Origin of the sequence: Pseudochrobactrum asaccharolyticum, assembly GCF_003314995.1 — a bacterium.
GTDB classification, from domain to species: domain Bacteria; phylum Pseudomonadota; class Alphaproteobacteria; order Rhizobiales; family Rhizobiaceae; genus Pseudochrobactrum; species Pseudochrobactrum asaccharolyticum.
This window is the reverse complement of sequence record NZ_QNRH01000003.1, coordinates 430,922-444,421: the sequence shown is the minus strand read 5'-3', so window position 1 is coordinate 444,421 and position 13,500 is coordinate 430,922. Positions and strand designations below refer to the sequence as shown.

Sequence of the window (13,500 nt, the reverse complement as noted above, 5' to 3'; positions counted from 1 at the left end):
TGCTTAGGTTCGGGATTGAAGATTGTCGAGAATTTTGCGGTTTGGTAGTCGCGCACATATCGCGAGCGGGATTAAAGCAGTCAGGGCGATGATCAAAAAACAGCTATGAAAAGCCTGTATCGCTGCTTTGGTCTGGGACGGGTCGGTTACATCAGCAACATTGTGCCAGGATAAAATGACGTTGAGAAACAACGACAGAAGAGCGACGCCAAAACCAAAGGCCAGCTGCCGGTTGATGTTCCAGATTGCGCTGGCATCTGCCAGATCGGATGCTTGAACCTGCATAAAGGCAGTGCTTTGTGCGGTACTGCTGCACAGACTGCCGCCGAAGCCCATAAAAGCGAAGGCAATTATGAACAGCGAATATTGGTCTGAACTCTGTGTTTGAGAGAGCATAGCAATACCGCAGCCTTGAAGGACACATCCGATCATAAACAGCGGGCGTGGCCCGCAATGATTATAGAATTTTCCGGTCAGGCTGATGGCAATAAAAGAAGCAAGTGACCAGGGGAGCATCAGAAGACCGGTATTTGCAGCAGACATTCCCAGTACTGATTGAAGATAAAGCATTGTAATCATACTGATGCCGATAAACACACCGGGGATCAGTAAATACACAAGCATTGAGGCCCTCATCAGGAGATCTGCGGTTAAGCGCAAATTCAGGACGGGCTGCGGTTTTTTCAGACTGAGGCGAATGAACAGGGCTATAGCTGCCAGCCCTGCTGCAACACTAAGTGTTCCGTTATAGAGTGTTTGCGGATCGGCAAGTTGCGACAGGCCAAACAATAAAAATACCAAACCGAGCGATCCGGTAAGAAAGCTGAAAAAGTCGAATGGCGGAACAGGGTTGGTATGCCGGTTATCTGTTTTAAGCCAGATACTGGCAAGACAGAGCGTTAAAAGTGCCAGTGGCAGGTTGAGAAAGAATATCCAGCGCCAGCCAAGATAATCAACAATGATCCCGCCTGCCGCAGGCGAAAGAGCTGGCGCGAGTAAGGCAACGAGCATGATGACCGAGGACAGTCCGGCCCGTTCATCCGGCCGGTAATGCTGATATGTCAAAGTCTGGCCAACCGGAATAAGCAGACCGCCGCCCAAGCCTTGCAGTACCCGCCATGCAATCAGCACGTAAACTGATCCGGCCATGCCTGCGCCCGCTGTAGCAACTGCAAACAGCGTCAGAGACAGCAGCAATATGGGTCTGGCACCGTAGCGTTTGGATAACCAGCTGCTTAAGGGAATAATCAGTGTAAGGCTGAGAATGTAGCCCGTGCCAATCCAGCTAAGTTCTGTCACCGTTGCATTAAGATCGCGTGCGATGAGCGGATAAGCAACACTTGCTACAAAGAGATTAATAAGGTCCAGAAAGAAACCCAGCAGATAAACAGTCGCGATTTTAGTCCGGTATGACATGGGATCTCCTTATGAAGATCCGTCTATACGCCTTATGATAATGATGATAAGTCAGACAATTCTGAAATAAATAGCAAAATAATTTTGACAATAGGCACTGTTCTCATGCTCAATTTACTACGGGTCAATATTTTCGTGACGGTTGTTGATAGCGGATCATTTACAGCAGCGGCGGAGTTGCTTGGTCAGACGCGGGCGGTTATCAGCTTTAATATCAAGCAACTTGAAGCTGATCTCGGCGTATCACTGCTCATCCGAACCACACGGCGTTTAATGCTGACTGAAGCCGGGCAGAGGTTTTACACACACGGGCAAAGGCTGTTGCAAGATGCCGCTTTAGCTGAGGAGGATGCGCGGAGCGGACATCAGGAACTGAACGGGCTGTTACGGATTTCAACCACGCTCGAATATGGGGTCCACAAAATCGTTCCTGCACTTGCAACATTTTCTCAAATGCACCCGCAATTGAAAATACAGCACAGCGCATCATCCCATCATGTCAATTTGGTTGCAGAGCGTTTTGATATTGCAATACGTCTGGGGCAGATTGCCGATACAGGCTATCGAGCAGCTCTGATTGAAACATTTTCCATTCTTCCGGTCGCATCGCCGGATTATCTGAAAAATCAAAATATTCAGGAGCCTTCCGACCTTCCTGAGCTCAAAGCTTTACGGTGGATGGCACATAGCCGTTTGGACACACCATTAATCTGGAAGGTTGAAGCGCCAAACAAAATTCAGGAGGTGCTGGATATGCAAACGGAGGCAATGATAACGGCAGATAGTTCTTCAGCGTTGCGGGAGTTCGCGTTGCGCGGCGCCGGAGTGGCATTGTTGCCCGAATGGTTGGTCGCTGACGATATCGCTGCAGGGCGTTTAATCCATTTGTTGTCGGATTTTCGTTTTCCGAAACAAGCAGTGTCAGCGATTTATCCGAATACACGTCACATACCGGCAAAGGTCAGAGCGTTCATTGATTTCTTGAAAAACAGGGTTGAATGATAAAATTTCTGTCTGTTTAAGCGGAGTCTGTTGAACGTTTTCTTATGTCTGCCTTGTTGCCTGAACTGAGATTGGATCAGGTCAGTTTTGTATTAATCTTGCCGGTTATGGCATTTACGGCCGTATAAATTTTCTGAAATTTCGTTTTTTATTGTTATTACAATATTTTGATGCGTAATACTCATGAGATATTTTGACCGCTACAATATTAAAAAATGAATTTCATATATTTTCTTATTTTTAGAAATATTTTTATGTAAAAAACTATGCTTGTTGCAATAAATTACCTGTGTTAGCCTGATTTTGAGAATGTAACCACGCATGCATAAATCATCAGCAACAGGGGGCTTTCTTGACCAAGCATATTATCGTTGTCGGAGGCGGTATTGGCGGCACTATGACTGCCAATAGTATCGTCGCTAAACTTTATCCGGAAGTAGCGCGCGGTTCTGTCAAAGTAACATTATTGTCGGATTCGCCGTGGCACTACTATAAGCCTGCTTTTATGTATGTAGCCTTCGATATGTTTTTTGAAGGCGAATTGCGGCGCAAGCAACAGACACTGCTGCGTCCGGAAATTAACTTTCAGGTCGATAAAGTCACCCGTTTCGATTTTGCCGGTTCATCCGTTACAACCGAGAGCGGTAAGACGATCGGCTATGATTATATCGTGGTGTCTACCGGTTGTTTACCGGCTCCGGAACGTATTCCGGGTTTGAAGCAGGCCGGAGATTACTTCTATCAACAGAAGCCGGCGCTGCAGATGGCAGAGAAGCTGCGTAACTTCGAAAAGGGCCGTATTTTCATTACGGTGAATTTCCCGAAAACCCCGAATGTCCCGCATCAATGCGGTATCGCACCGGTAGAAACCACGCTGATGCTGGATGAATATCTGCGGCGTAAAGGTGTGCGGGATCAAGTCGAGATCGTCTATACCTATCCGACGGTTTCTCAGCTCTTGCGAAACTGTCTCTTCCTCCAGCAGGAAGTATGTGAAGTAATGCCTGCGATTTTCGAGAGCAAAGGCATTAAATTCCAGCGTGGCTTTACACTGGCTTCAGTTGATCCGGAGCGTAAAACGGCGGTTTCTGAAGAGGGTAAAGAGGAGAACTTCGATCTCTTGATGTGTACACCGCCTATCAGAGCTGTGGATGCAGTTCTTGAAAGCGGCGTTTCACAAGCCGCGGATAATGAGGGCTGGCTGCCGACAAACCGGCAAACATTGCAATTGGATGGCTATCCGAATGCCTATGTTATGGGCGATACGGTTGATCTGCCGATCTCTAAGGCGGGTGGTTCCTGCCATAATCAGTGCCCTGTGATCGCCAATAATATTGCCGGTGATATTCGTCTCGGCCGAGTTGTCGATGCTTATGACGGTAAGGTACAGGCCGTCGCGCAGATGGGGCTCGAGGCTGGTATGCCGCTTTGGTATAATTATGATGAGGATGTGCATCCTACGCCACCAACAAAAGTGGGAGGGCTGCTGCGTAAGGCCTTCAATCGCGGCATTTATTGGTCTGTCGCACGCGGTATCATCTAAAGTTTTGGCAAGATGCAGCCTCAGGGGAGGACATGACTTTGAATAAATCCAATCCGGACGAATTTGCAACATTGTCGCCAATGATGGATGAGGCGACAGAACAAGGTCTGAAAGACCTGCTGGAAAAAGTTTCACCACTTTTACAGGGCAAGCGTCTTCATAATGTGGTCGATCTGCTGTCTCTGGCTTCTGACGGCGTTGATATGTTTGACGATGCCATGGTGCAAAAGCTGATGAAAGCCTATGAAGAATCCGTCGGTGCAGCGTGGGCATTAGGTAATGCTGCGCGTTATGCGCAAAACCAGACCGCGACTTTACCTTTGCCGTCCCTGTTTGGTTTGTTGAAAGTTGCCGGTAATGAGGATGTGCGGCGGGGACTGCATTTTGTGTTGCAGTTTCTTGCTGTGCTTGGCCGACAAATGGACAAAACAACAGAAGAATGACAACTGAAACGGAAATCGGGCGTCTTTATGAGAATAATGTGCGTGAATGGGCACGGAAATCTCGTAATGACGTCCGTCTCGTTCCTGCAGATCTGAGTGTTCGGCGCATCAGTCCTGTCTGTGGCAGTGCTGTTACTCTCGATATTCGTCATAATCAGGAAGTGATTACAGAGCTTGGTTATCAGGCGCGGGCTTGTACGCTTGGTATGGCTTCGACTGCCGTTGTTGTGGTAGTAGCGCCGGGTTGCAGTTTTTCAGCTGTTCATGAAATTGGCGAAAAACTTGGCCGTTTGCTGGCAGGTGAAGATGTGCGCTTTCCGGAAGAATGGCGTGCATTGGAAATGTTTATTGCTGCCCGCTCTTTTAAAGCACGTCACGGTTCTATTCTGCTGCCGTTTCAGGTGCTTGAAGATGCTGCTGAACAATTAAAGCGAAGGCTTTGATGTAGTGGCATTGCAGCACGGTACCGTTGTTAAACCTTGAGACGAAGATCTATACTGGCTTGCTTGCAAGATATGCGGCATGAGCCACCGCCTCGACTTGATGATCCTGTAATGTGCTGGTTGCAATACGCACAGCAGGCAGTGGTCTGACTGAGAATTTGGAGCCCGGTGCGACAGCAATATTGCGTGCTGCCAGTGTGATCAGCGCGAATTGCTCGGATTCCACCGGCATAAAGCAGCACAGACCATGATTATCCGGAATTCTTTTACCATGAGCAGCCAGTGCCTGCTGAAAATGGCGGGCGCGTTGCTGATAGATTTGCCGTGCCTGTTCCAAACTATGTTGTGTTGCCTCATCTTTCAAAAGCCAAGCGACAGCAGATTGCAGAATACGGCTTGTCCAGCCCGAGCTGAAGCTGCGGTAAGACTGAATTTGCTCCACAAGGCTGGCGGAGCCGGAAAGTACAGCCAGACGTAAATCCGGTCCCAGTGTCTTGGAGTAAGACAGAATATGGACTACGCGGTCAGGAAAACGTGCGCCGAGTGTTTGACGGGGCGATGCGGCAATATCAGCAACACCGTCATCTTCGATAATCAATGTATCGTGGCCTTCAAGCACATCGCCCAGCGCCATCAGGCGCTCCTTGCTCATGCAGTGGCTGGTCACAGAATGAACGCGTGGCTGGAATAAAAAGGCTGCCGGTTTCTTTTCAAGCGCTGCCGCAAGGGAAGAGGGCAGAGGCCCCTGATCGTCACAGTGTACAGGGATGATCTTTGCGCCAAAATCCTCAATAATATCAAGAAGGCGCATGGCTGTCGGATCTTCAATCGCAATTGATGCGCCGGGGGTGAGGAGAGCGTGGATTAGCGTGTAAGTGGCATTATAGCCGCCATTGGTCGCGAGAAAAGCTTCAGGTTCATAGGGCCAGTCGCGGCGTACAGCCTCCTCAAGTTCCGGCAAAATACGAACCCGCTGATAGCTATTGAGGCCTTCCGCCTGTGCACCATGGCGGAGCGCCAGTTCCAGAGACGGCAGTAATGCCGTATCCGGTATAGCCATCGAGAGATCCAGTACATCGTCTCCGTAATTGCCGAAGCTCATCAAACGCGCAGGTTTGGCCGCAAAATGATCGCCGCTGACCCAAGTGCCGTTTCGTCCTTTGCCATTAATGATTTTGAGTTTGCGTAATTCGCTCAGCGCTTCCGAGATCGTGGCGGGGCTGATCCCCAGCACATAAGCCAGATCACGGATTGGTGGTAATTTGGTGCCGACCGGCAATGTGCCGCGTCTGATAAGGCCAGCCATATCGCGGGCAATACCACGCATTGTGCGGTCTTCGAGGTGGTTGGCAAACCACGCGCTGGAAAAATCAGGCACCATAGCTCATTATCCGATTTAATGTTCAGTAACATAATAACATTTGATCAGTTTAATTTGAACATTTAACCTCATTTGTACAGAGGAAATTTTGAGGGACTGTTTATGACGGTTAAACTGCGTATCGCTGTACGTGACTGGGATTATCTGACACCGCTGGCACTTGGCGATATTCGTTCGGAAAAACTTGATGTGATTGTTGATCGTGTCGGCACTTTGGTTTCCGATCCGGGAGAGGATGAAGCGCATGAAGCTTCGGAAATGTCGTTCAGCCGCTATGTTTCATTGCGTGATGAAGGCGATACCAGCATTGTCGGAATTCCGAATTTCATCATGCGCGGCTTTCGTCATCGCTGTGTCATTACCAGTGTCGACAGTGGTATCACCAGTTTTGAGCAACTGGCTGGCAAGAAGATCGGTGTAACCGGATGGCGTGATTCCGGTAATACATGGACAAGAGCTGCCCTGCGCCGTCATGATATTGGTGTTGAAGATGCCTATTGGTATGCAGGCCGTTTGACAGCAGCGCATCCGATCACCGATCGTCTGGATGGTTTTGGCCGTGAAGGCCGGATTGAAGTCATGCCGGGTGAGCAGCCAATGATGGATGCCTTGCGTGAAGGTGCGCTGGATGCCGTGTTCACGCCTTTTATGCCGGATGGTTATTTTGGCAAGAATGCAGGTTTCCGTCAGGTTCTGCCTGATTTTCGCAGTGCGGAGCTGAATTATTTCAATGATGTCGGCTACGTGCCGGGTATGCATCTGATGGGTATCAAGCCGGAAATTCTGGCAGAGCATCCGTGGGTTGCACAGGAACTGAGCGATCTGCTGGATGAGAGCCAGCGTATGTGGACGGCCAAGCGTCGCAAATATGCTGAAACCACGCCATGGATGATCGATGAATTGCTGAAATGTGCGCAGGATCTGCCGGAAGACTGGAATGTTAGCGGTATTGCGGCCAATGAGGCGATGATCAATGATTTTGCAGAAGAACTGCACCTGCAAGGCATCTTGCAACGCAAGCTGAGCGTTGAAGAACTGTTTCCGTTTTATGCGAACAAGGCGTGAAAACGCTTACCGGAGCGTATCCCGAAAAGTGTAAGCGGTTTTCGGATAAGATACGCGCCAAAACAAACAGATAGAGCATTTCCTATCATTGCAGACAAACTGGAAGTGCTCTGAACTATTGGGAGAATGAGAATGAAGAAGACCGTGCTGGCTGCTGCTGTATTTGGCAGTATTTTTGCGCAACAGGCTTTGGCTGAAGATGTGAAAATTCCGGAACAGGCATTGAATGAAGCGCTGCGCGCCCGTCTGCCGGAAGAAATCATCAAAGCCGGTGTTATCAATGATGTGAATTCCGGTTCCTTCCCGCCATACCAGATTATCAATGGTAAGGAAGTCAACGGTGCAGCGGCTGATATGACTGATGCACTGGGGCAGCTGATGGGAATTAAGATCACTCATTCCACAGTCAGTGGCCTGCCATCTGTTCTCAGCGGTATTTCCGCCGGACGCTACCAGCTTGGTTTTGGCCGAACGGTGATTTCCCATCACGCCAAGGTGCTAATGATTTCGTTGACTGGGTGCGTGAATATGTGGTTTTCGCGGTGAAAACCGGCAATCCGGAAGGCATTACCTCGCTGGATACTGCTTGCGGTAAACGCGTTGCAGTGATGGCTGGTGGTTCTGCTGAAAAAGTGATCAAGGATCAGAACGAGAAATGCACTGCCGACGGCAAACCGATTGAAGTGCAGTCTTACAATGATCAGCCTAGCTCTATTTTGGCTGTGCGTTCCAACCGTGCTGATGCTTTCTTCTCTTCGCAGGCGCCGCTGACCTATTTTGTGCAGCAGTCCAATGGCCAGCTGGAACTTGCGGCAACCGGACAGAAAAACGGCTTTGACGACCTGTATCAGGGTGCTGTTTTGCCGAAAGACTCGCCGCTGAGCGAAGTCTTCCGCGATGGTATCCAGATCCTGATCGACAACGGCACCTATGCCACGATCATGAAAAAGTGGGGTCTCGAAAAGAATATGATTGATAAAGCAGGTATTAATCTGGCCGGAAAGACCGCGCAATGAGCGCGTCTGTCTCCAATGCAGCTGCGGGTGATGTTGAGCGTTTCGACGTCGCTCGGGCGCGCCCGCCTTTTCCGCTGCGACGGGTGATCCTGTGGGTCGTCATTCTCGGCGTCGCGCTCGATTTCGGTATTATTGTCGCCAATAATCCGAATTTTGGCTGGCCGGTTGTCGCCGCGTATTTCTTTGATACGACAGTGATGGAAGGGCTGACAATTACGCTCGGCCTGACTGTTATTGCGATGGTTATCGGTGTCGCGCTCGGTCTTATTCTGGCGATTGCCCGCATGTCGCAGGACAGGCTCGCAAGCTCGCTTTCTAACCTCTTCATCTGGTTCTTCCGTGGCACGCCTTTGCTGGTGCAGCTGATCTTCTGGTACAATCTTTCGACATTGTTTCCAAAAATCTCGCTGGCCATTCCTTTTGGTCCGACACTGATCAGCTGGAACACCAATGACATTATTACACCGCTGACGGCGGCAATTGTTGGTCTCGCTCTGAATGAAGCTGCCTATATGGCGGAAATTATTCGTGGCGGTCTGCTGTCTGTTGATAAAGGACAGGGTGAAACAGCCGCAGCCTTTGGCATGACACGGGCACGCGCTTTGCGTCGTGTAATTATTCCGCAGGCAATGCGGTCTATTGTGCCGCCAACAGGCAACCAGCTGATCAGCATGATCAAAGCGACATCGCTTGTCAGTGTGATTGCGATGGCTGATCTGCTTTACTCTGTGCAGTCGATCTATAACCGCACATTCGAAGTTATTCCGATGCTGATGGTTGCCGTTATCTGGTATCTGCTGATCACGTCGGTTCTGAATGTCGGACAAAGTGCGATTGAGCGTCATTATAACCGTGGCGAACGCGGTGATGCGACCAAGGACGAAGCACCGGCCAAAGTGCAGGAGAATGCATGATGGATAAGACAACCAATATGCAAAAACCTCTGGTTCGCGCCAATAATGTGCATAAAGCCTTTCATGGTATTGAAGTGCTGCGCGGCATTGATCTGGAAGTGCGCTCCGGTGAAGTCGTGGTTATTCTCGGGCCTTCCGGCTCAGGCAAGTCCACGTTCCTGCGTTGTATCAACCGCCTTGAGACCATCGACAAAGGTTCGATCTTTGTCGATGAGCAACAGATCGGCTATCAGTACAAAAACAACCGGCTGCTGCCTTTGTCAGATCGCGCTATTGCTAAACAGCGTAGCCAGATCGGCATGGTGTTTCAGCAATTCAATCTCTATCCGCATATGACGGTTTTGCAGAATGTGATTGAAGCGCCGGTTGGTGTTCATGGCCGTAACAAAAGCGAAGCTATTGAAACGGCAAAGGAACTGCTGGCGAAAGTCGGCATGTCGCATAAGATCAACGCTTATCCGCGCCAGCTTTCCGGTGGCCAGCAACAGCGTGTGGCGATTGCGCGTGCACTGGCTGTAAAGCCGAAGCTGATCCTGTTTGATGAGCCGACATCGGCACTCGATCCGGAACTGGTGGGTGAAGTGCTGACCACAATGCGCAGCCTTGCCGATCAGGGGCAAACGATGATCGTGGTTACTCACGAGATTGGCTTTGCCCGTGAAGCGGCTGACCGAGTGGTCTTTATGGATGGCGGCAAGGTGGTTGAAGAGGGAACACCGCAAGAGGTGATCGAAAATCCTCAGCATCCGCGTACCCGCAGCTTCCTCAGCCGTTTTATTTGATAAAAAACAACACGCCGGAGACAAAACCGGCGTGTTTTGCATATATAGTGCAGTAGTTTGAGTCTCTGACCGCAATGCAGCATGCCTGCCGATAACCAATACAGGAGATCCCGTTCTGATAACGGGAGCAGACCATGACACAGTCCGATAATTTCGCCCGTCTCGCCGATCTTGAACCACGCCGCGAGGCACTGGAAGAAATCCGCCATCATCTCCATGCTAATCCGGAGCTTTCTTTTGAAGAAGAAAAAACCGCTGCTTTTGTTGCGGATAAACTGGAAAGCTGGGGCTATGAAGTCACGCGCAATGTTGGTGGTCATGGCGTTGTCGGTTGCCTGACCGTTGGTACCGGCGGACGCAGTGTTGCTATCCGTGCGGATATGGATGCGCTGCCGATCTTAGAAAAGACCGGTCTGCCTTATGCCAGCAAATTTGAAGGCAAAATGCATGCCTGTGGCCATGATGGTCACACAACAATGCTACTCGGTGCTGCGGAATATCTGGCGCGTACCAAAAACTTCAACGGCACTGTAACACTGGTCTTCCAGCCAGCTGAAGAAGCCGGTGAAATCAGCGGTGCGCAGGCGATGATCGCCGATGGTCTGTTTGAGCGCTTCCCGTGCGATGCGATTTTTGGTCTGCACAATCATCCGGGTGCACCGGAAGGCACAGTTCTCACCCGCTCGGGCCCGATCATGGCAGCGGCTGACACAGCCTATATTAAAGTTATCGGTAAAGGCGGTCATGCTTCCCGCCCGCATCTGACCGTTGATCCGGTTATGGTTGCCTGTAGTCTGGTGATGGCTTTGCAGACCGTTGTTGCCCGTAATATTGACCCGACAGAAACCGCGGTTATCACTGTGGGCGCTATCCACGGCGGTGAAGCATCCAATGTTATTCCGGATGATGTTGATCTGGCCGTGAGCATCCGCTCTTTCTCGCCGGTTGTGCGTGATTTGTTGCAAAAGCGTGTTTGCGAACTCACTGAACAGCACGTGGCAGCCTATGGTGCGACTGCTGAGATAAAATATGAGCTGGGCTATCCGGTCGTGGTCAATTCGGATGCGGAAACAGTCTTCGCAACTGAAGTTGTGCGCGAACTGATTGGTGACGATAAGGTTTCAACCTGTCCGCTTATTCCGGGCAGTGAAGATTTCGCTTATTTCCTGCAACATAAACCTGGCAGCTTCCTGCGTCTGGGGAATGGTGTGGATTCAGCGGTGTTGCACAATCCGAAATACAACTTCAATGACGCAAACCTGCCTGTTGGTTCCGCACTCTGGGCACGTCTGGCAGAGCGCTATCTGGCAGCCGGCGGCAATGGTGCTGAAGCATAACTATTTTTATTCAAAGATTTAGCGAAAATAGTTCATAAGAAAATTTATCGTTATTTCAATTAATTCACGAGGGTCAGGCGCATATAAAGCATATGTATGTCTGACCCTTGGGCAATCTGCAACGTTACAAAGATTAATCGCGCTATTGATTGATCATTCCGAGATCACGCGCTGCGAGATCAAGCATTTTGTGCGAGCTTTTGCGGGCGCGTTCTTTATCGCGCAGACGTATCGCTTCTATCAGCTCGAGATGTTCGGAAATTGCCTCTTCACGGCTCGGAACAGCATCATTGGATGTATAGAGCGTATAGCGCAGCGCAGCTTCAATAATACCGCAAAGCTGACGAAAAACCTGATTATGGCTGGCACGCAGCAGTGCAATGTGGAAGTCGACATCGCCTTGCGTGAATGCTTCTATATCGCCGCCCGCCTCATTCATACGGTTCCACGCGATCTCCAGCGCGGCAATATCCATAGCGGAGGCACGCTGGGTTGCCAGTTCTGCGGCCACCGGCTCAATAGCGCGTCTGGCTTCCAGTACACAGAGCAGCAAATCAAGATCGACAATGCGCGGCCCCAGCCAGTCCAGCACCTGCTGATCGAGCAGGTTCCAGTCATCCTGATCGCATACCATAGTGCCGATGCGTGGTTTGCCGCGTACCAGCCCTTTTGACTCTAAAGTCTTGATGGTTTCGCGAATGACGGTGCGGCTCACCTCATATTCTTCGCAGAGGTCATTTTCCCGCGGCAGCATCGTGCCCTGTTCATAGCGGCCATTGAGAATATCCGCCGCCATCATTGCCGTGACATTTTTTTGCACACGTGGACGCTGCGCACGGGAAGGCTCGGTTTGTTTCTGCTCCGATATTTCAGTCACGCTATTTCTCTCAATTGATATGGCTGGAATCACAGGCATTTCATTCGTCAGGGCTTTGATCTGTGGTGTTATATGCCACAAGATAATATTTTTGTCTTCTTATGTATTATGATGAATTTTAAATCATCATACAAGACATATTGACTGGTATGATGATTTGATTTAGCCTCCTTTATTGTTGGAGAACAATTGCATCTTTTTCTGCGCGGGAGGCAAAGACTGGATGCGGCATTCTTTGGGAGGAAAGCAATGCATTTTCTGAAAGCGGCCGCTTTGGCCGGTATTATGACCGGAACAGTTTTTGCAGCTGTTGCCGGATCATCGGCTGCCTATGCAGCAGACGTTAAGATTGGTTTTGTTGTTAAACAGCCGGAAGAACCGTGGTTTCAGGATGAGTGGAAATTTGCCGATGTAGCGGCAAAGGAAAAAGGCTTCACTCTGGTTAAAATCGGTGCGGAAGACGGCGAAAAGGTTCAGTCTGCACTGGATAATCTGGCTGCACAGGGTGCGACGGGCGTGATTATTTGTACGCCAGATGTCAAACTCGGACCTGGTATCATCGCCAAGGCAGAAGCCAATGGTCTTAAACTGATGACTGTTGATGACCGTCTTGTCGGTGCTGCTGGCAAGCCGCTCGAAGATGTGGTGCATATGGGCATTTCTGCCACCAAAATTGGTGAAGAAGTTGGCCGTGCAATCAGCGAAGAAGTTAAAAAACGTGGCTGGGACTGGAAAGATGTCGGTGCAATCCGTGTTTCCTATGACCAGCTGCCGACGGCTGTTGACCGTGTCGAGGGCGCACTTTCTGTCCTGAAAGAAAATGGTCTGCCGGAAGCAAATATTTTCGCTGCTCCGCAGGCAAAAACCGATACAGAAGCGGCACTGAATGCCTCAACCGTTGTGCTCAATAAAAATGCCGGCATTAAGCATTGGGTTGCAGTCGGGCTGAATGATGAATCGGTGCTGGGTGCCGTGCGTGCTACGGAAAGCGTTGGCATTCCTTCGGAAAATGTTGTCGCAGTTGGTATTGGTGGTGCGGAATCTGCCATCAATGAATTCAAAAAGCCAAGCCCGACGGGTTTCTATGGCACAGTGATTATTTCACCGAAACGCCATGGTTATGAAACAGCCATGAATATGTATGCATGGCTTGCCGATGGTAAAGAGCCGGAAAAACTGACTTTGACATCGGGTCAGCTCGCACTGCGCGATAATTATGCCGCTGTCCGCAAAGAGCTTGGCATCGAATAACTATGCTTTGAATGGTTTAGAGCCGGAAGA

The 13,500-nt window shown here is 50.0% G+C and carries 12 protein-coding genes and 1 pseudogene; 10 read left to right on the top strand and 3 right to left on the bottom strand.

Features of this window, described 5'->3' with window-relative positions:
• Positions 1–3: 3 nt before the first annotated feature.
• Positions 4–1,416, bottom strand: a complete 1,413-nt coding sequence (locus DFR47_RS10390) for an MFS transporter (protein ID WP_113944335.1) — start codon at positions 1,414–1,416, stop codon at positions 4–6.
• Between the two features lie 105 nt (positions 1,417–1,521).
• Between DFR47_RS10390 and DFR47_RS10385 the strand changes: the two genes are divergently transcribed.
• From DFR47_RS10385 to DFR47_RS10370, 4 genes are all read left to right on the top strand, one after another.
• On the top strand, positions 1,522–2,418 hold the full coding sequence (locus tag DFR47_RS10385; RefSeq protein WP_113944334.1) for a LysR family transcriptional regulator: 897 nt from the start codon (positions 1,522–1,524) through the stop codon (positions 2,416–2,418).
• Positions 2,419–2,770: 352 nt separating this feature from the next.
• A complete protein-coding gene (locus DFR47_RS10380) occupies positions 2,771–3,961 on the top strand; it encodes an NAD(P)/FAD-dependent oxidoreductase (protein WP_113944333.1) in 1,191 nt (396 codons plus the stop codon).
• 32 nt (positions 3,962–3,993) lie between these two features.
• Entirely contained in the window at positions 3,994–4,404 is a 411-nt protein-coding gene (locus tag DFR47_RS10375) for a DUF1641 domain-containing protein (protein ID WP_113944332.1), read from the top strand.
• Positions 4,401–4,847, top strand: a complete 447-nt coding sequence (locus DFR47_RS10370) for an iron-sulfur cluster assembly scaffold protein (protein WP_113944331.1) — start codon at positions 4,401–4,403, stop codon at positions 4,845–4,847. The genes DFR47_RS10375 and DFR47_RS10370 overlap by 4 nt, the downstream gene beginning before the upstream one ends.
• Positions 4,848–4,896: 49 nt before the next feature.
• Here DFR47_RS10370 and DFR47_RS10365 read toward each other — a convergent pair whose 3' ends face one another.
• Positions 4,897–6,228, bottom strand: a complete 1,332-nt coding sequence (locus tag DFR47_RS10365) for an aminotransferase-like domain-containing protein (protein WP_210207292.1) — start codon at positions 6,226–6,228, stop codon at positions 4,897–4,899.
• Positions 6,229–6,330: 102 nt separating this feature from the next.
• On the opposite strand from DFR47_RS10365, the gene DFR47_RS10360 reads away from it, so the two are divergent.
• The 5 genes and pseudogenes from DFR47_RS10360 to DFR47_RS10340 all read left to right on the top strand — a co-directional run bounded on the left by DFR47_RS10360 (position 6,331) and on the right by DFR47_RS10340 (position 11,342).
• Positions 6,331–7,293: a substrate-binding domain-containing protein gene (locus DFR47_RS10360; protein ID WP_113944330.1), complete on the top strand. Its 963-nt coding sequence runs from the start codon at positions 6,331–6,333 to the stop codon at positions 7,291–7,293.
• A 126-nt stretch (positions 7,294–7,419) separates the two neighbouring features.
• Positions 7,420–8,309 (top strand): annotated as a pseudogene (locus tag DFR47_RS10355) (ABC transporter substrate-binding protein).
• Positions 8,306–9,223, top strand: coding sequence for an amino acid ABC transporter permease (locus DFR47_RS10350; protein ID WP_113944329.1), 918 nt, complete (start codon positions 8,306–8,308; stop codon positions 9,221–9,223). Before DFR47_RS10355 ends, DFR47_RS10350 begins: the two are co-directional and overlap by 4 nt.
• Positions 9,220–10,005, top strand: a complete 786-nt coding sequence (locus DFR47_RS10345; protein ID WP_374788371.1) for an amino acid ABC transporter ATP-binding protein — start codon at positions 9,220–9,222, stop codon at positions 10,003–10,005. Before DFR47_RS10350 ends, DFR47_RS10345 begins: the two co-directional genes overlap by 4 nt.
• Positions 10,006–10,139: 134 nt before the next feature.
• Positions 10,140–11,342, top strand: coding sequence for a M20 aminoacylase family protein (locus tag DFR47_RS10340; protein WP_113944328.1), 1,203 nt, complete (start codon positions 10,140–10,142; stop codon positions 11,340–11,342).
• A 142-nt stretch (positions 11,343–11,484) separates the two neighbouring features.
• Here the strand turns inward: DFR47_RS10340 and DFR47_RS10335 are convergent, their stop codons facing one another.
• Entirely contained in the window at positions 11,485–12,219 is a 735-nt protein-coding gene (locus tag DFR47_RS10335) for a FadR/GntR family transcriptional regulator (protein ID WP_245416529.1), read from the bottom strand.
• A gap of 249 nt (positions 12,220–12,468) precedes the next feature.
• Between DFR47_RS10335 and DFR47_RS10330 the strand changes: the two genes are divergently transcribed.
• The gene (locus tag DFR47_RS10330; RefSeq protein ID WP_113944327.1) at positions 12,469–13,470 is read left to right on the top strand and encodes an arabinose ABC transporter substrate-binding protein; all 1,002 of its coding nucleotides are present in this window, start codon (positions 12,469–12,471) and stop codon (positions 13,468–13,470) included.
• Positions 13,471–13,500: the final 30 nt, after the last annotated feature.